The sequence below is a fragment of the Nocardia sp. NPDC052316 genome, from assembly GCF_044547795.1.
In the GTDB taxonomy this organism is placed as follows: Bacteria; Actinomycetota; Actinomycetes; order Mycobacteriales; family Mycobacteriaceae; genus Nocardia.
On the sequence record NZ_JBIUBB010000010.1, the window covers coordinates 140,697 to 158,700 of the forward strand.

The window sequence follows — 18,004 nt, forward strand, 5'->3', positions numbered from 1 at the left end:
CCCCTTGTGATCCACGACACTAGAGTTCCAACGTTGCATCATCGTTGGGAACGGCCGAGCTCGCGATCCAGCATGGCGAGCTGCGCCGCGACTTGGGCATACAGCGAGGAATCCGGTTCGAGCGAGGCGAGATAGGCCGACCACGCGCCGCGGTCCTCGCGACCGTCGACCGACGAGATCCACCAGCCGAGAATCGCCGGGTCCCTAGAGGTCAGCACGGCGGCCCGCATCCGCGCCCGCAGCGACTCGCGCACCCGGCCGACGCCCGGCGCGCGGGAGGCGGGCAGCAGCTGGCCGCGGTAGCGCGCCACGGCCGCGCCGATGTCGCCGCGGCGCAGGCTGCGCCGCAACTCGCCGACGTCCGAGTCGAGCTCGGTCAGCAGCCGGTAGGGGCGCGAGCCGAGCGCGGTGCCGCCGAGAATCCGGCGCAGGCGCGAGATTTCGGCGCGCACGGTGACCGCGTCGAGATCCCGCTCGTCGAGCAGCACCGCGATGTGCTCGGTGCCGAGGCCTTCGGGGTGCTCCATCAACAGGAGCAGGATCTCCGAATGCCTGCGCGACAACGGGATTCGCTCATTGCCGAACAGCAGCGCCGGATTGGTGCCGAGCAGTTCGACCCGCGGTGTCGTCCGGATCGTGACCGGGTGCGCCCGCAGTTCCGACTCCGCGACGGCCACGGTCGCCCTGATCAGCGAGAGCACCTCCGGCGCAGCCACCCGCGGGCCGCCGGTGATGTCGATCGCGCCGAGTATCCGGCCGGTCGCGGGGTCGTGGACCGGTCCGGCCGCACAGCTCCATGGGTGCACCATTCTGCTGTAGTGCTCGGCGCCGAAGATCTGCACGCAATGATCAAGGGCCAGTGCCGTTCCCGGCGCGTTGGTGCCGACCGCGGCTTCGCTCCAGTCCGCGCCGTCGACGAAGTTCATCTCCGCCGCCCGGTCTCTGGCCGCCGAATCGCCGTCCACCCACAGCAATCGGCCGTGCGCATCGCTCATCGCGATCAACAGCCCGGTGTCTTCGGCGTCCTCGATCAGCAAGCTCTGCACTATCGGGCGCACCGACGACATCGGATGGGTGCGCCGGTAACGCTCCAATTCGATTCCGGTCAGCGAGGTCCGGCCGATCTGCCGATCCGGATCGATGCCGTTGCCGCGGCTGCGCACCCAGGAAGCCTCGACCACCCGCCGCACCGACCCGGGCGCCTCGCCCCGCTCGACGAACGACTCGTGCGCCGCCGACACATCCGTGCGCACCTGCTCCGCGTCCTCGTCCGGACGCAACGCCACCCACGGATTCACCCGAATATCCGCACCGCCGGCCACGTAGTCCATCCTCCTCGGCAAATCCGCCCCGATCAATGCGCCGCCGGGCCCGGCTCGACGCTACCGACCGATTCGGTGCGAGCCGTCGGTTCGGCTGAACGCGTTCGCCGAAGCCCGAGCGCGCACGTCCGAGAATCCCGCGACCTGGAGCACCGATTCGCCAAGTGGTGCGATGATTTTCGCGGCGCCGCACCGTCTGCATTCGCATGCGACTCGAAAAGAAGAATGCAGTGGTGTACGGAGCGGCGGGCAGTATGGGCGCGGCGGTGGCGCGAGCGTTCGCTCGGGAAGGTGCCCACGTGTTCCTGGCCGGGCGGACGCAGCAGACGCTCGACGCGGTGGCCGAAGAAATCATCGAGCAGGGCGGGCGGGCGACCGTCACCCCCGTTGACGTGCTCGATCGAGCTGCTGTCGAGGCGCATGCCGAACGCGTGGTCGGCCAGGGCGGGACACTCGACATCTCCTTCAACGCGGTGGGAATGGACGCGGTTCAGGACGTCGCACTCGTCGACCTGGAGCCTGCGGATTTCCTGGCGCCGATCGTGGCGTCGGCGCAGTCGCATTTCCTCACCACGACGGCGGCCGCGCGACGGATGACGGCGCAAGGGTCCGGCGTCATCGTGCTGTTGTCCGCCACGGCGGCCGGTGAATCCCGGCACCGGATGGGCGGATTCAATATCGCCTGCGCCGGCATCGAAGCACTGAACCGCAGCCTGGCCGGTGAAGTCGGGCCTTATGGCGTGCGCGTGGTGTGCATCCGTTCCAACTTCGCGCCGGAGACCGTGCCCGGGATGTCCGAGACCGATGCGGCGATTCAGCCCTTGGTCCGCGATACCAGGCTCGGTCGACTGCCCAGGCTGGCCGAGGTCGCCGAGACCGCGGTGTACGCCGCCTCCGACGGCGCGGGCGCGATGACCGGCGCGGTGCTCAACCTCTCGTGCGGTGCGCTCGTCGACTGAACGGCACGGCAGGCCCCGTGACTCGGGCGTCGGCTCAGAGGAACGGGGCCACCTGCTCGGCCGCCTCGACCGGGTGGCCGGCTTGGATGGGGGCGCCGAGCGCTTGGAATTTCCAGACGTCGGCTTCCCGCTGGACTTTCGCCACCACCATGCCGGTGTGCTTGCCACCGACGCGCAGGCTGCCGCCGGTCAGTTCGATGTCGGTGGTGCCGTCGACCAAGCGCCAGAAGGCGTTGCGCACGCGCTCGAATGTGTGTCCAGCGTAGGAGGTTACGACGAAAACGACGGTCGAGGCCTCGGGGGACAGCCGGGTGAGGTCGACGTCGATCATCTCGTTATCGCCTCGGCCCGCGCCGGTGAGATTGTCACCCTGGTGCCGGACCGATCCGTCTTTGGACGACAGATTGCCGTAAAAAGCGGCGTCCAGGAGTTCGCGGCCGGAAAAGACCAATGCCGACGCGTCGAGATCGATATCGACTTCCCGCAAACCGAATCGCCCCGGCTCACGTACCGGGTCCCAGCCCAATGCCATCTTCACATGGGACAATTCGGCGCCGCCCGGATTACGCAGCGCCAATTCCTGCGCGGTGGCCAGCGAACTCGCCACTGCCGGATCGGGCAGGTGCCGCACCGGCTTCGGTGTACGCCCCACCGCGACGCCGTGCGCGGACACCAGGGCGGCGAAACCGCTGCGGTATCCGTGCCCGAGGGGACGCAGCCGCCAGGGGTCGCCGCGATCCAGGTCGAACGCGACAACGGTCGATTCCGCGCGCGATCCGTCGATGACGTATTCGCACAGCCGGACGCCCGCGGTGTCATCGATCCGCAGTTCAGGCGCTGGGTAATTGCCCAGGCTGTCCTGCTGGTCGTCGAGCGCGACGACAACGCGAACATGCTCGATCCCCGGGGGCACCACGCGCAGATCTATCGCCAATGCCCCCGGTCGGCCGCCCTCCCCGGGCATCAGCCGCACACCTTCCCCGAGCGGTTGGTTGTAGAAGACCAGATCCGCGTCCGTCCGAACCATGCCGTTCGCGGTGAGCAGCAATGCCGACAGGTCGACCGCCGCGCCGTGTCGCACCGAAACAACAATGTGCTCGGCGTCGAGCACATTTACCTGCCCCCGAGCCAGTCGCACGGTCATTCACCACACCCTACAAAAACAATCGTGGAATGCCGGGAACGGCGCGCGTCGATTATGGCGCTCGAATAATTGCGCGAAAATGCCGCAATTTTCCGTCGCCGCGCAGCGCACGCCGGTATTGCCATGACAGCAGCGGCCGCTCTTCGTGCACCGAAATCCACTGCTCGCCGACCGGGCCGCGCCCTAGGCTGGTGCCATGTCGATAACACATCAGCTGGAACGAATCTTCGCGGGCCTCAACGCATCTCTGTATCGGGTCAGTGGCGGCAAGCTCGGCGGCAAGCTGGGCAAGGCGCCGATCCTGCTGCTCACCACAGTCGGGCGCAAGTCCGGCCTGCGCCGCACCTCACCGCTGCTCTACCTGCAAGACGGCGACCGCTACCTCATCGCCGGATCCCATCGCGGCACCCCGACCCATCCCGACTGGGTGCTCAACCTGCGTGCGAACCCCGAGGCGGAGGTGCGGATCAACAGCAAGACCATCCCGGTCACGGCGACCGAGCTCGCACCGGCCGAGCGCGAGGCCGCATGGCCCCGCCTGGACGCGATATACCCCAGTTTCGCCAACTACCGCAGCAAGACCGACCGCACCATCCCGATCTTCGCCCTCGTTCCGCGTTCGAACGGCACCGGCGGATCGCGATAGCCCCGGCAATCCCTGGGTCGGCTTTCCCCTTCCCCAGTTGTGACACTTATATAGCGCGCGTCACGAACGTGTCATAGTGTGGAGGCAGGCCACACCCGACCGATGGGGATTTCGCATGACCGTCGAGCACAACACCCGCACCCTCGAACACGACATCGTGACCGACTTCAGCTCGCGCCTGAGCTACGGCGGCTACCTCGACCTGGATACCCTGCTCAGCGCCCAGCATCCGGTCAGCAAGCCGGAACACCACGACGAGCTGCTGTTCATCATCCAGCACCAGACCACCGAGCTGTGGCTCAAACTGGTGCTGCACGAAACCCGCGCCGCGCGGGCCGCCTTCGACGCCGATGACATCGGCGTCGCCCTGAAATGCATTGCGCGCGTTAAACATATCCAGAAGACACTCACCGAGCAGTGGTCGGTACTCGCGACATTGACACCTACCGAGTACGCCCAGTTCCGTGACGTGCTCGGCAATTCGTCGGGCTTTCAGTCGTATCAGTACCGGGCCGTGGAGTTCATTCTCGGCAACAAGAACGCCTCGATGCTGAAGGTCTTCGAAGCAGACCCGGTCGCGCACAAGGAGTTACGGACGCTGCTGCACGAACCGAGCCTCTACGACGCGTTCTGGCGGCACGCGGCACGCAGCGGACTCGACGTGCCCGACTCGACTTTGGCACGGGACGTGACGAAGGCCTACCTGCTCGATCCCGACCTGCTCCCGCTCGTGAAGTCCATTTACGAAGCCCCGGAACAGCATTGGTCGGTCTACGAGACCTTCGAGGAGCTGGTCGATCTCGAGGAGAACTTCCAGCTGTGGCGCTTCCGGCACCTGCGCACGGTGCTGCGCACCATCGGCATGAAGCGCGGCACGGGCGGATCCAGCGGGGTCGGCTTCCTGCAGCGCGCGCTCGACCTCACCTTCTTCCCCGAACTGTTCGCGGTACGCACGGAGATCGGACGCTGACCCTATGACCTCGCCCTCCCTCGACTTCGCCACACGCGCGAAGGGTCTCGACGCTGCCGATCCGCTGGGTGACTACCCGAGCCGATTCCTCGGCAGCGACAACCCGGAGATCATCGCCTACCTCGACGGCAACTCCCTCGGCCGTCCGCTGCGCGCGACCGCCGAGCGTCTCGCCGCCTTCGTCAGCGACGCGTGGGGCGCACGCCTGATCCGCGGCTGGGACGAACAGTGGTTCGACCTGCCACTCACCATCGGCGACCGGATCGGTGCGGCGGTGCTCGGGGCCGCCGCGGGCCAGACCACGATCGGCGACTCGACCACGGTGCTGCTGTACAAGATCGCCCGCGGCGCGCTGGCACGCCGGGGCGAGCGCACCGAAATCGTGCTCGACCGCGACAACTTCCCCACCGACCGCTACCTCCTCGAGGCGATCGCCACCGAGCTCGGCCTGACGCTGCGCTGGATCGAACCGGAGTTCACCGGCGGCGTCACCGCCGCGCAGGTGGCCGACGCCGTCTCCGACCGCACCGCGCTCGTCGTGCTCAGCCACGTCGCCTACCGGTCCGGCTATCTGCTCGACGCGCCCGCCATCAGCGCCGCCGTGCACGACGCCGGCGCCGTGCTGCTGCTCGACCTGTGCCATTCGGCAGGCGCGGTCGAGATCGAACTCGACTCCTGGGCCGTCGATTACGCGGTCGGTTGCACCTACAAGTATCTGAACGGCGGCCCCGGCGCGCCCGCCTTCGGCTACGTCAACGCCGCGCACCTCGCCGACTTCACGCAGCCGATCTGGGGCTGGATGGGTCGTGAGAGCCCGTTCGAGATGGCGCAGGATTACGTTCCCGCCCAAGGCATCCGGCGGGTGATCAGCGGGACGCCCGCGATCGTCGGCATGCTGCCGATCCAGGACACCCTCGACCTGATCGAGGAGGTGGGCATGGCGGCCGTGCGGGCGAAGTCTGTCGCCCTCACCGAATTCGCGCTCGAACTGGCGCGGGCCTGGCTGCTGCCGCTGGGCGTTGCGGTATCGTCGCCCACCGACCCCGCCCGTCGGGGTGGCCACGTGACGATCGACCACCCCCAGTTCAAGGAGATCACCGCGCGACTCTGGCAACGCGGCGTCATCCCCGATTTCCGTCCGCCGCAAGGCATCCGGATCGGCCTGAGCCCGCTCAGCACCACCTACACCGAGGTTCTCGCCGGGATCTCGGCGATTCGCGATGAACTCACCGCGCCCTGACCTGGCGGGCGCGGTCCTCGACGATATCGATTCGAGGCCGGGCAGCGCGACCTCGCTCGCCAGGACCGTGCTCGGCGCCTACGTCCGCGACCTGGGCGGTTGGCTCGCGATCGCCGACTTCGGCGCGCTGCTTGCCGGGCTCGGCGTGCCCGAGCAGAGCACCAGGACGGCCGTCACCCGGCTGAAGAGCAAGGGCGTGCTCGACGCCGAGTCACGCGGCGGCCGCAGCGGATACCGGATCACCGCCGCGGCGGAGGCGATGTACACACGCGGTGATCCGCGCATCTTCGGCTTCCGGCAGATGGCCGATGGCGATGCCTGGCATCTGATCTCGTTCGGCATCCCGGAATCCCTGCGTGCCGCACGGCATCAGCTGCGCCGCAGGCTGTCCTCGATCGGCTGCGGCACCGTGTCGGCCGGTCTGTGGATCTGCCCGGAGTACCTGGCGGCCGAGGCGGCCACGATCGTCACGGCATTGGCGCTCGACGACTACGTGACCTCGTTCCGCGCCACCGACCTGACGGTCCCCGGCACGCTGCGCGCGGCGGCGGCGCAATGGTGGGATCTGCCCGCTCTCGCCGAGCGGCACCGCGCGTTCCTCGCCAACCACGGCGACATTCGCACCCGCGACAATCTGACCGACCGCCAAGCCTTCGAATACTTCGTCCCGCTGCTCGACGAATGGCGCATCATCCCCTACCTCGATCCCGGCCTCCCGGCACCGATGTTGCCCGCCGACTGGCCGGGACCGGCCAGTGTGCGGCTGTTCGCCGAAGCACAACAGCGGTGTCTGGCGCCGAGCCGACGCTGGGTACAGGCGAGCATCGGGGACGGAAGTAAACCCGGAATATTGATCCATTGATTTCCGAAATCACTTGGCACCCAATGCCGTAAAGTGTGGCTCCGCGCCGGGCAAATCGGGCTGAGCACGCGCGCGAACAGGTGTTATTCCTTTCGGTGGTGGACCGCAGTGCGGCGTTATACCATCAGGCCCCTTTGTCACTTCGTATGGCGGGACCAGAGCTTGACCAGTGGTATTCAGCGGACCCCCTCATCCGCTCGTCGTGAACGTTCCCGCCGGAGCTCCTCGACACACTCCCCCACCCTCGCCGCACTGCTCGCCTCGGCCGTGGAACGCAATCCCGACGGTGTCGCGGCGGTGTGCGGCGACGACTCGATCACCTACCGCCAGCTCGACGCCCGCTCCTCACGGCTGGCGCGGACGCTGCTCGCGCTCGGCGTCGGGCCGGAGACCATGGTGGCGGTGGCGCTGCCCCGATCGATCGACTCGGTGCTCGCGGTGTGGGCGGTCGCGAAGACCGGCGCCGCGTTCGTGCCGATCGATCCGGGATTGCCGGGTAAGCGCATCCAGTTCCAAGTGGGCGACTGCGGCGCCGACATCGGGCTGACGAACTGCGAATACGCGCCTGCGCTGCCCGCAGGCGTGCGGTGGCTCGCGCTGGACGACGCGGAGCTGGTCGCGCGGACCGCCGCGGCATCGGCGAATCCTATTTCTTACCTCGATCGTCCTACGCTGCTTCGGGTTTCGAACGTGGCGTATCTGATCTATACCTCCGGCTCGACGGGCAGGCCGAAGGGCGTCGCGGTCACCCATGCCGGTCTCGCCGCGTTCTGCGCCGAGCAAACCGCCAGATACACGCTCACTTCGGCCGCGCGCACCCTGCATTTCGCGTCACCGAGCTTCGACGCCTCGGTGCTCGAGCTGCTGCTCGCCATCGGGTCCGCCGCCACCATGGTGATCGCGCCGCCGACGGTCTACGGCGGCGCCGAACTGGCGGGCCTCATCGCGCGCCACGAGATCAGTCACGCCTTTCTGACCCCGTCGGCCCTGGCCTCGCTCGAGCCGACCGGACTCGACACGCTGCGGGTGGTCATCGTCGGCGGCGAAACCTGCCCCGCGCCCCTGGTGCACCGTTGGTCGGCTCCCGGACGTCGCTTCTTCAACGGCTACGGTCCGACCGAAACCACCATCATGGTGTCGATCAGCGCGGCGTTGGCACCGGACCTGCCGGTCACCATCGGCTCGGGACTGCCGGGGATCAGCTGCCGGGTGCTCGACAAGCGACTGCGCCCGGTCGGCGTCGGCACCGCGGGCGAACTGTATGTCTCCGGGTCCGGCCTGGCCCGCGGATACCACGATCGTGCCGGCCTGACGGCACAGCGCTTCCTGGCCGACCCGCACGGGTTGCCCGGCACCCGGATGTATCGCACCGGCGACATCGTCCGCCGCGGCACCGACGGCGACCTCGAATACCTGGGCCGCAGCGACGATCAGGTCAAGGTCCGCGGCTTCCGCATCGAACTCGGCGAGATCGACTCGGTGCTGGCCAGCAGGCCGGGGGTGCGTGCGGCGGTCACCGTCGACCGCAAGACGGCGGCGGGCGAGACGGTGCTGGCGGCCTTCGTGCAGGCCGAACCAGGGCATGCGCTCGACGACGCCGAACTGGCGAGCGCGGTGGCTCGGCAGCTACCGCACTACATGCTGCCCGCCACGATCACCGTGGTCGACCGGATTCCCCTGACACCCACCGGAAAGACGGATCGGGCGTCGTTGCGGGCCCGCGCTGTCGATCAGCTCGCGTGCCGCGCACTGTCCGGCCCCGGCGAGGAACTGGTCGCCGAGGTGTTCGGTCAGGTGCTCAGCCACGATCAGCTGGGCGCGGACTCCGATTTCTTTGCCGCAGGCGGCAATTCACTGCTGGCCACCCAGGTGGCCGCACGGCTGAGCGAGATGTGGCAGGCGCGGATCCCGACCCGGTTGCTGTTCGACCACCCGACCGTTGCGGCGCTGGCGAAAGCCATTCAAGCGCAGCAGTTCGACGAGAGCCGACCGGCGCTGCTGGCCCGGCCGCGGCCCGAACGGGTGCCACTGTCCCCGTCGCAGCTGCGGTTCTGGCTGCGTAACCGGTTCGATCCGGAATCGGCCGTGGACAATATCGGCTTCGCCTTCAGCATGTCCGGCGACCTCGATGTCGCCGCCTTGCGCGCCGCGTTCATCGATACCGTTGCGCGCCATGAGATCCTGCGCACGCGGTACCCGGCCGACAGCACCGGACCGCGGCAGCACGCGCTCGAAGTGTCGAGCGGTGTGGCCGATTTCGCCGTCGAGGAGATGCAGACGGCGACACCCGACGAGGTGGCCGAGCGGGTGCACGCCATTCTGTGGCGCGGCTTCGACGTGTCGATCGAGGTGCCGCTGCGGGTTCGGCTGCTCCGGACCGCCGACGAATACGTGCTGGTATGCGCGGTGCACCACATCTGCGCCGACGGTTCCTCGCTGGCGCCGCTGGCTCGCGACATCGCCGTCGCCTACACCGCGCGCGCCGCGGGCACCGCTCCGGCATGGCGTCCGCTCGATATCCAATACGCCGACTACGCACTGTGGCAGCAGGAGCTGCTCGGCTCCCGCGACGACCCGGACTCGCTGCTGTCCCGGCAACTTGCCTACTGGACGACCGAACTGGCCGGGCTGCCGGACGAACTGGAGCTGCCGAGCGACCGGCCGCGACCGAGCACTGCCTCGTTGCGCGGCGCGGCCACCCAGCGGCCGGTGCCCGCCACCCTGCACAGCGCCTTGCTCGCCGTCGCCCGCGAGCACAAGGCCACCCTGTTCATGGTGATGCGGACGGCCCTGGCCGTGCTGCTGTCCCGCCTGTCCGGCAGCACCGACATCGCCATCGGGGTGCCGATGACCAACCGGGCCGAGGCCGCCCTGGACGATCTCGTCGGCATGTTCGTCAACACGACGGTGTCGCGCACCAGGATCGATCCCGGCGAGAGTTTCGCCGCGCTGCTCGACCGGACCAGAGATCGGGATCTGGCGAACTTCGCCCACTCCGAGGTGCCGTTCGAGCACGTGGTCGACGCGGTCAACCCGGTGCGGTCACCGGGGCGCCATCCGCTGTACCAGGTCGGTTTCGCGTTCCAGAACTTCGGCAAGGCCAGCCTGGAGCTGCCCGGCCTGACCTTCGCCGGACTCGATGTCGACACACGCACGGCAAAGACCGATCTGCATATCGCGGTGGTCGACAACCACGACGCGGACCGCTCCCCCGGCCAGATCCTCATCCGGTTCGGTTATGCCACCGATCTTTTCGACGAACCGACGGTGCTGCGGTTCCTCGACGCCTATATCCGCGTGCTGCACCAGGTGGCCGCCGATCCGCTCGCCGCGGTCGGCGACGTCGACATGGTCCATCCGGAGCAACGGCGGCGGATCGAATCATGGTCGGCCGGTGATGCGCACGCGGTCGCGCCCGAAACTCTCGGCGCGGCACTGCGACGCTGGGCCGCTGCCACGCCGGATGCCATCGCCGTGGTGTATGGATCGGCGACGCTGACCTACGGGCAATTGCAGGCCCGAGCCAATCGGTTGGCGCGGTGGCTGATCGGGCAGGGCGTCGGGCCGGAAGCCGTTGTCGGGGTTGCCATGCGGCGTTCCCTCGATCAGGTTGTCGCACTGTGCGCCATCGCCGAAGCGGGCGGCGCGTGGGTGCCGATCGATCCGGATCATCCAGCGGAGCGGATCGGCTATGTGCTGGATTCCGCTGCGCCACACTGCGTGTTGACCACCAGTGGGGACGACTTCACGGTGACGGCGGCGCACACCGTCGACACACTGGATCTGACCGGTCTGGACTGCGCACCCGTGCGCGACGATGAGCGCCGGATGCCGCTGCGTGGCGACCATCCCGCGTATGTCATCTATACCTCCGGCTCCACCGGACGCCCGAAAGGCGTGGTGGTCAGCCACGCGGCGATCGTCAACCAACTCGACTGGATGCAGCATCAGTACGGGGTCGACGCCACCGACACGTATCTCCAGAAGACGCCTGCGACGTTCGATGTGTCGCTGTGGGGGTACTTCCTGCCCCTGCGGTCCGGCGCGCGGATGGTGCTCGCCGGTCCCGACGATCACCGGGATCCGGCCGCGCTGTGCGGGCTGATCGTCGCGCACCGGGTCACGCTCACCGATTTCGTGCCGACCATGCTGACGGCCTTCGCCGGACATGCCACTGCCGCCGAAGTGTCCTCGCTGCGTGCGGTTTTCGTGATCGGTGAGGCGTTGGCGCCGGAGACCGCGCGGGCGTTCGCGGCAATCAGCAGCGCCGAGGTGCACAACCTGTACGGGCCGACCGAGGCGGCGGTGAGCATCACCCAACACCACGTCGACCCTGCCGCGCCGGCGGCCACGGTGCCGATCGGTGTGCCGGAGTGGAATTCGCGGGTCTTCGTCCTCGATACGCGGCTGCGGCCGGTGCCGGTGGGCGCGGTCGGCGAACTGTATTTGGCCGGGGTCCAGCTGGCGCGTGGCTATAAAGGCGCGCCTGGGCTCACCGCCGGTCGGTTCGTCGCGAATCCGACCGAACCGGGAGCGCGGATGTACCGGACCGGGGATCTGGTGCGCTGGAACGCACACGGCACCCTGGATTACCTGGGGCGCAGCGACTTCCAGGTGAAGGTCCGCGGGCACCGCGTCGAACTCGGCGATATCGAGGCCGCGCTGCTCGCCGATCCCGGAGTCGGACAGGCGGCGGTCGCGGTGAAACCGTCCGAGGGCGGCGACCGGTTGGTCGGCTACGTCGTCGCGGCGGACGACTCGAACATCGACCCGAATGCGTTGCGGCAGTCGCTATCTCGCATGCTGCCTGCCTACATGGTTCCGTCGGCGGTGCTGCTGCTCGATGCGCTGCCGGTCAACACCAGCGGCAAGCTCGATCGCGCGGCACTCCCCCAGCCGGTTTTCGCGGCACGCGACGGCGTCGCCCCGTCCACGCCGCTGGAGGTCGCGATCGCCGAGGTATTCGCCGAGGTGCTCGCCGTCGCCCCGATCGGGGCGACCGACGACTTCTTCGAGCTCGGCGGCTCCTCGCTGATGGCTTTCACCCTGCACCAACGGCTCTCGGCCAGGCTGGCGCGCGACGTGCCGATGTCGGCGCTGCTCACCACTCCCACGGTGGGCGGTCTCGCCGCACATCTCAGCGGGACGGCCGCGCAGACTCGGGTGCCGACCCCGACCGAGGACGCCGTCCTCGACGAGGACATTACCGTCCACGACTGCCTCGCCCCGCACACCGGGGCACCGCGCGTGGTGTTGCTGACCGGCGCGACCGGCTTCCTGGGTGCACACCTGCTCCGAGATCTGTTGGAGCACACCGACGCACGCGTGTGGTGCCTGGTGCGCGCCGACAGCGCCGACCAGGGCGCCGATCGAATACGGCAGGTGCTGCAGCGCTATCGGCTGTGGGACGAGGCCGCCGGGGATCGAATCGTCGCCGTCCCCGGTGATCTCGCCGCGCCACGACTAGGGCTGCCCGACACCGACTACGACCGTCTCGCCGAGACCGTCGACGTGATCCTGCACAACGGTGCCCGGGTCAACCACATTGATCCGTACGCACGGCTGCGCGCGGCCAATGTCGAAGGCACCCGCGACATACTCCGGCTGGCGACGACCCACCGGCTCAAACCGGTACATTTCGTCTCCACCCTGGGCACCACCGTCGCCAAGACAGCGACACCCCGCCTCATCGTGGAAAGCACCAGGCTGCGGGCAGACCGGCTCGCCGAGAACGGCTATGTCCTGTCCAAGTGGGCCGCGGAGGAGCTGGTGTGGCAGGCGGGCGAGCGCGGCGTGCCGATCGGCATCTACCGTCCCGGAACGATCTGCGGTGACCCGGAAGCCGGCCTGAACAGCGCCGATGACTCGTTCTGGAACATGATCCGCGCCGCCGCGATTCTCGGGCAGGCACCGGATGTCAGCGACGCAGCCGTCTCCCTGAGCCCGGCGACGTATGTTTCCCGCGCCATCGTGGAACTCACCACCCGCCCGCGCGCGGAGACCGTGTACCACTTGGTCAACAAGACCCCGGTGGCCGTGAACACCATCTTCGCCCGGCTGCGCCGCCACGGCCTGCCGGTGACCACCGCACCATTGGACACCGTGCGGGCTGCCCTCACCGCCGAATCCCACCGGCGCAACGCGGCGGGCGACAACTCCCTCGTCCGCGCCGAACTGCTGAGCCCGAACTACATCGGCCTCGCCCGCCTCGATTGGAGCGACGCACACACCCGCGCCGCCCTCGCCGGCACCGGCATCTCCTGTCCACCGATCACCGAGGCCGCCCTCGACGCCTACATCAGCGAGTTCATCGCCTCCGGCTTCCTGCCGTCCGGCACCGCGCGCGGCGTGCCTGCACCTGACCCGATCCTCGGTGCCCCTCAGCAGGTGGTCGGGCCGGGGTCGGCGCCTGCGAGGACCGCGGTGAGCCAGAGCAGCGACGGTTCGTAGCCGATGAGCTCGGCCGAGATGTGTTCGGAGGCAGGGACTCTGAAGAAGCGTAGGTTGGCGCCGCCTGCGCAGTAGCGCTGCACGACCGGTTCGATGGCGGCGATCGGGATGATCGGGTCGGTGGTGGAGTGCCACATGGCGATCGGGACGTCCGGGGTGTCGCCGTAGCCGAGACTGTCTCGGTGCAGGATGTTCTGGATGTCGGGGTCCAGGAAGGCCTTCGAGTCTTTGAGGTAGTTCTTCAGCGGGCGCCACGCGCCGGTGGCGGCCGCTGTGTAGAGGCAGCGGTGTTCGATGTCGTGGACCATGGTCATGCCGTCGGCGGTGAGGAACTTGTCGAGGGGCAGCAGGTCGGGGAATTCCCTGGACAGTCCGATCAGCCAGATCCAGCCGACGAAATCGGCCTGCCCGGCGATGCCGGGGCCTGCGTCCATGGCGAACAGCGTCATGGCGTGTTTGTCGCCGGGCACGCCGCCCTGGGCGCTGCCCTTGATCGGCAGTTCGGGCGCGTAACCGCGGTGCAGTTCGGCGGCCCAGCCGGTGGCGCTGCCGCCGCCGGAGTATCCCCACAGCCCGATCGGCGAGTCGGCCAAACCCAGGCCCGCACGCCGGGTCGCGCGCACGCCGTCGAGCACCATGTGGCCCTCGCTCGGCGCCAAGGCGGTGCTGGTCTTGCCGTTGAAGTCGGGGATCGTCACTGCCATGCCTTCACCGAGGAACTGCAGCAACAGCTGGGTTTCTTTCATGGTGCCCGCGCGCACGGTGTGCGACGGGTTGCACGCCGGGTCCAGACCGTCGATCGCCTCCTGATAGGAGATGACGGGGCGCGGGCTCGGGCCGAGCCACGGGATTCCCGGGATCATGACGGTGGTAGCGGTGACGATCGGGCGGTCCCGGCTGTCGGTGCTGCGGTAGAGGATCTGTTCGGTGTGCACCGGCGGCCACGGCACGCCGAGCAGGTAGCTGGTGACCACGCGCTTGCGGATCACGTCGCCGTTGGCGTAGCGGTCGAGATCGTCCGGGTCGTCGTACCAGTGGTCGTCCGCGGGCAGCGGGACGGGAATGAACCGGTAGATATCGGTCTCGCTGGGCAGTGGCGGCAGCTGGTTCTCGTCTGGGCGGACCGGCCAGGTGCCTTGGGGGCCGGTGTTCGGCAGATCCGTCTCGGCGGTTGCCGTCGCGGCAACGGCGAGGCAGACAGCGAGCGTGAGACCTACTGCGAGGATGGCACGACGAACATGGATCACAAGCGGGGTACCTCTCGGGCGAAGCTGACATCGAAGCCAGAGACCGCTGTGCACAGCGGCCGCCAACCGGGACACCATCGAGCGCCCGACGGACCGAAACGAGGTCTCAGTTCACACGACCGCTCGCCGACGTGTCACTACGCAACCGGCCAGGGTTTGCCGACCGCCACTGTGCACACTGCATAAGTTGCCCGCCTGCCGAACAGTTCCCCGCCTGCCGAATTCAGAGCGTCGCTTCGCGAAATCGCAGCTGCTGCCCAGGCCGTAACTGCGCGAGCAGGTCGACGTCGGCCGTGACCACGGTCCCGACGACCGGATATCCGCCGGTGATGGGGTGATCGGCGAGGAAGACGACCGGTTCACCGCTCGGTTGCACCTGGATCGCGCCGAGCGGTACCCCTTCGGTCGGCAGCTCCTTGTCGTTGATCCGGGTCAGTGGCGGTCCGTCGCCGACCCTGGCCAACCGCACACCTACGCGATCGGCGCGGTCGGTCATCTGCCAGCGGCCGGTGCACAGCGACCGCGGATCGGTGAACCAGTCGTCCCGCGGGCCGAGCAGCACCCGGACGGTGACCGGACCGGAGTCCATCGGCGGTACCGGAGCCACTTCGACATTCGGCCACGGATAGTCCGCCGCCGGCCCCACGGTGAGCCGGGTGCCCTCGGTCAGCGGCTCGGGGCCGAGTCCGGCGAGGGTATCCCTACTGCGGGAGCCGAGCACGGGCTCGACGGCGATGCCGCCGCGCACCGCGACATACACGCGCAACCCAGCGGTGGCTGTGCCGAGCTTCAGTCGCTGTCCGGTGCGCAGCGCGAGAACGGACGCGCGGGCCTCGGCGACACCGTCCACGGTGATCGGCGCGTCGGCACCGGTCACCGCGAGCAGCACCGGCGCCTCGGCGACGAGTTCCAACCCGCCGAGCAGGGTTTCGATGCCTGCGGCGTCCTCCGGATTGCCGACCAGCCGATTCGCCAGCTTCAGCGAACCTCGATCGGCCGCGCCGGATACGCCGACGCCGACGGCGAACCAGCCGGGTCTGCCGAGGTCCTGGATCGTGCTCAACAGACCCGCGTCGAGGATGCGTACCACAGTCATTCGCCGGCCTCCTCGATGAAACGGACCCGGGTGCCCGGGCGCAGCAGGGACGGCTCGGCCCGGTCGAGGTCCCACATCCGGACGTCGGTGGTGCCGATGAGCTGCCAGCCGCCGGGCGAACGCCGCGGGTAGACGGCGCTGTACCCGTCGGCCAGCGCCACCGAGCCCGCGGGCACCGACGTCCGGGACTCGGACCGGCGCGGCACCGCTAACCCGGATTCGGCGGACTCCAGATAGCCGAAACCCGGGGCGAAGCCGATGAACGAGCACCGCCACACCGTGCGGGTGTGCGCGGTGATCAGCGCGCGCACCGAGATACCCAGCTGTGCCGCAACGCTTTCCAGGTCCGGCCCGTCATAACGGACCGGGATGGTGCGCACGTCGTCCGGTAGTGCCTCGGCCGAGCCAGCCCCTTGGATACTCCGAAACAGCTGCCGCAGTTGCTCTTCTACCGCTCGGCTGTCCGCCGCATCGGTCATGGTGACCAGGACGGTCTGCGCGGCGGGCAGCACATCGTGCACGCCGCACGGCACTTCGCGGCGGAGCAGATCGATGAACGCGACCAGATCGGCGTGCTCGTCGGGCGCGACGAGCAGCGACCGGTCCCCCGCGGGCAGGATCCGCAGCGGCGCTCTCGGCACGGTGATCGCGGACATCGACCCTCCTTCAGGCTAATTCGCGGCCGCGGGTTTCCGGCAAGCCGAACAGCGCGATGACCGCGAGAACATATCCGAACGCGCCGAACATCATCGCGCCGGCCAGGCCGAGCGTGGTGGAGGCCAAAAAGCCGACCACGGTGGGGAATACGGCGCCGACACCACGACCGAAGTTGTAGGTGAAGCCCTGCCCGGTACCGCGGGACGCGGTCGGGTACAGCTCGGACAGGAACGACCCGAAGCTGGAGAAGATGGCCGCGGTGCAGAAGCCGAGCGGGAAGCCGAGGATCAGCACCGTGGTGTTGGCCCCCTCCGGCACCTGGATGTAGGCGACCATGAACGCGACCGACAACACGGCGAAGAGCTGAATGGTGCGTTTGCGGCCGATCCGGTCGGCGAGGATGCCGCCGGTGACGTAACCGAGGAACGCGCCGCCGATCAGCAGGAACAGATAACCGCCGGTACCAACGACATTCAGGTGGCGGCTCTTCTTCAGGAAGGTCGGCAACCAGGTCGCGAGGGTGTAGTAGCCACCCTGCACACCGGTGGCCAGCAGCGAGGCGAACAGTGTCGTCCGGAGCAGGTCGCGCCGGAAGATCGACACGAACGATCCCGCCCGACTACCCGCCGATTCCCGGCGCTGGGTGACCGTCTCGGAGTCGGTCAGATTGCGGCGCACCCAGATGATCAGCAAGGCGGGCAGCGCACCGGTCCAGAACAGCACCCGCCAGGCCAGATCTTCGCTGACGAATTGGAAGACGAGCGTGTAGACCAGGACGGCCAAGCCCCAGCCGACGGCCCAGGCGCTCTGCACGTACGCCACCGTGCGGCCTCGATATTTGGTCTGCGCGTACTCGGCGACCAGGATCGCGCCCGCGGCCCATTCACCGCCGAAGCCGAGACCCTGGAAGGCCCGGAAGACCAGCAACGTCTCGAAATTGGGTGCGAACCCGCACAGCACGGTGAACAAGGTGTAGGTGGCAACGGTGAGTTGCAGCGTGCGTACTCGCCCGATCTTGTCGGCCAGCACGCCCGCCAGCGCGCCACCGAGCGCGGACACCAGCAGGGTGACCGTGGTCAGCAGGCCCGCCTGGCCCGAGCTGATGACGAAGTAGGACGAGATGGCCCCGAGCGCCAGCGGCAGCACCTGGAAGTCGTAGGCATCCAAGCCATATCCGCCGAACGCGCCGAGGAAGGCCTTCTTGCCTTTGGCGCTCAGCGTTCGGAACCAGTCGAAGGGTGGTGACTTTTCGGCCGGATCCACCGGGAGGTCTGTGGAAAGGCTCATGGCTGCCTCGCAATGCTCGAGCTCAGGAGAGCGACGTACGTCACAGCAGACTACGGATCGTTGAACGATTCTGCAATCCTAAGGTGGGATCGTCGGCTGGCGGTTCGATCGCTGGGTTATGCTC

General features: G+C 68.4%; 12 protein-coding genes. 6 read left to right on the top strand and 6 right to left on the bottom strand.

Annotated elements, in window-relative coordinates; all coding sequences use genetic code 11:
• Positions 1-38: 38 nt before the first annotated feature.
• Positions 39-1,331: a transcriptional regulator gene (locus ACIHA7_RS37845; RefSeq protein ID WP_397296583.1), complete on the bottom strand. Its 1,293-nt coding sequence runs from the start codon at positions 1,329-1,331 to the stop codon at positions 39-41.
• Positions 1,332-1,552: 221 nt separating this feature from the next.
• Here ACIHA7_RS37845 and ACIHA7_RS37850 point away from each other — a divergent pair, with 221 nt between their 5' ends.
• Positions 1,553-2,281: an SDR family NAD(P)-dependent oxidoreductase gene (locus tag ACIHA7_RS37850; RefSeq protein WP_397296585.1), complete on the top strand. Its 729-nt coding sequence runs from the start codon at positions 1,553-1,555 to the stop codon at positions 2,279-2,281.
• A 34-nt stretch (positions 2,282-2,315) separates the two neighbouring features.
• On the opposite strand, the gene ACIHA7_RS37855 is transcribed toward ACIHA7_RS37850, so the two are convergent.
• Positions 2,316-3,425: a TerD family protein gene (locus tag ACIHA7_RS37855; protein ID WP_397296587.1), complete on the bottom strand. Its 1,110-nt coding sequence runs from the start codon at positions 3,423-3,425 to the stop codon at positions 2,316-2,318.
• A gap of 196 nt (positions 3,426-3,621) precedes the next feature.
• Here ACIHA7_RS37855 and ACIHA7_RS37860 point away from each other — a divergent pair, with 196 nt between their 5' ends.
• The 5 genes from ACIHA7_RS37860 (at position 3,622) to ACIHA7_RS37880 (ending at position 13,593) form a co-directional block, all read left to right on the top strand.
• The gene (locus tag ACIHA7_RS37860; protein WP_397296589.1) at positions 3,622-4,071 is read left to right on the top strand and encodes a nitroreductase family deazaflavin-dependent oxidoreductase; all 450 of its coding nucleotides are present in this window, start codon (positions 3,622-3,624) and stop codon (positions 4,069-4,071) included.
• A gap of 115 nt (positions 4,072-4,186) precedes the next feature.
• On the top strand, positions 4,187-5,041 hold the full coding sequence (locus ACIHA7_RS37865; RefSeq protein WP_397296591.1) for a tryptophan 2,3-dioxygenase: 855 nt from the start codon (positions 4,187-4,189) through the stop codon (positions 5,039-5,041).
• Between the two features lie 4 nt (positions 5,042-5,045).
• Positions 5,046-6,281 carry a kynureninase gene (locus tag ACIHA7_RS37870; protein WP_397296593.1) on the top strand — a complete coding sequence of 412 codons (1,236 nt, stop codon included), beginning with the start codon at positions 5,046-5,048 and terminating at the stop codon, positions 6,279-6,281.
• Complete coding sequence (locus ACIHA7_RS37875) at positions 6,262-7,143, top strand: PaaX family transcriptional regulator C-terminal domain-containing protein (RefSeq protein ID WP_397296594.1); 882 nt, start codon at positions 6,262-6,264, stop codon at positions 7,141-7,143. The genes ACIHA7_RS37870 and ACIHA7_RS37875 overlap by 20 nt, the downstream gene beginning before the upstream one ends.
• Positions 7,144-7,410: 267 nt before the next feature.
• Positions 7,411-13,593, top strand: a complete 6,183-nt coding sequence (locus ACIHA7_RS37880) for an amino acid adenylation domain-containing protein (RefSeq protein WP_397296596.1) — start codon at positions 7,411-7,413, stop codon at positions 13,591-13,593.
• Here the strand turns inward: ACIHA7_RS37880 and ACIHA7_RS37885 are convergent.
• From ACIHA7_RS37885 to ACIHA7_RS37900, 4 genes are all read right to left on the bottom strand, one after another.
• A complete protein-coding gene (locus ACIHA7_RS37885; protein ID WP_397296597.1) occupies positions 13,524-14,840 on the bottom strand; it encodes a lipase family protein in 1,317 nt (438 codons plus the stop codon). The genes ACIHA7_RS37880 and ACIHA7_RS37885 overlap by 70 nt on opposite strands.
• A 223-nt stretch (positions 14,841-15,063) precedes the next feature.
• Entirely contained in the window at positions 15,064-15,936 is an 873-nt protein-coding gene (locus tag ACIHA7_RS37890; RefSeq protein ID WP_397296599.1) for a biotin-dependent carboxyltransferase family protein, read from the bottom strand.
• Complete coding sequence (locus ACIHA7_RS37895; protein WP_397296601.1) at positions 15,933-16,592, bottom strand: allophanate hydrolase subunit 1; 660 nt, start codon at positions 16,590-16,592, stop codon at positions 15,933-15,935. The genes ACIHA7_RS37890 and ACIHA7_RS37895 overlap by 4 nt, the downstream gene beginning before the upstream one ends.
• Before the next feature lie 10 nt (positions 16,593-16,602).
• Entirely contained in the window at positions 16,603-17,880 is a 1,278-nt protein-coding gene (locus ACIHA7_RS37900) for an MFS transporter (RefSeq protein ID WP_397296603.1), read from the bottom strand.
• Positions 17,881-18,004 lie beyond the last annotated feature (124 nt).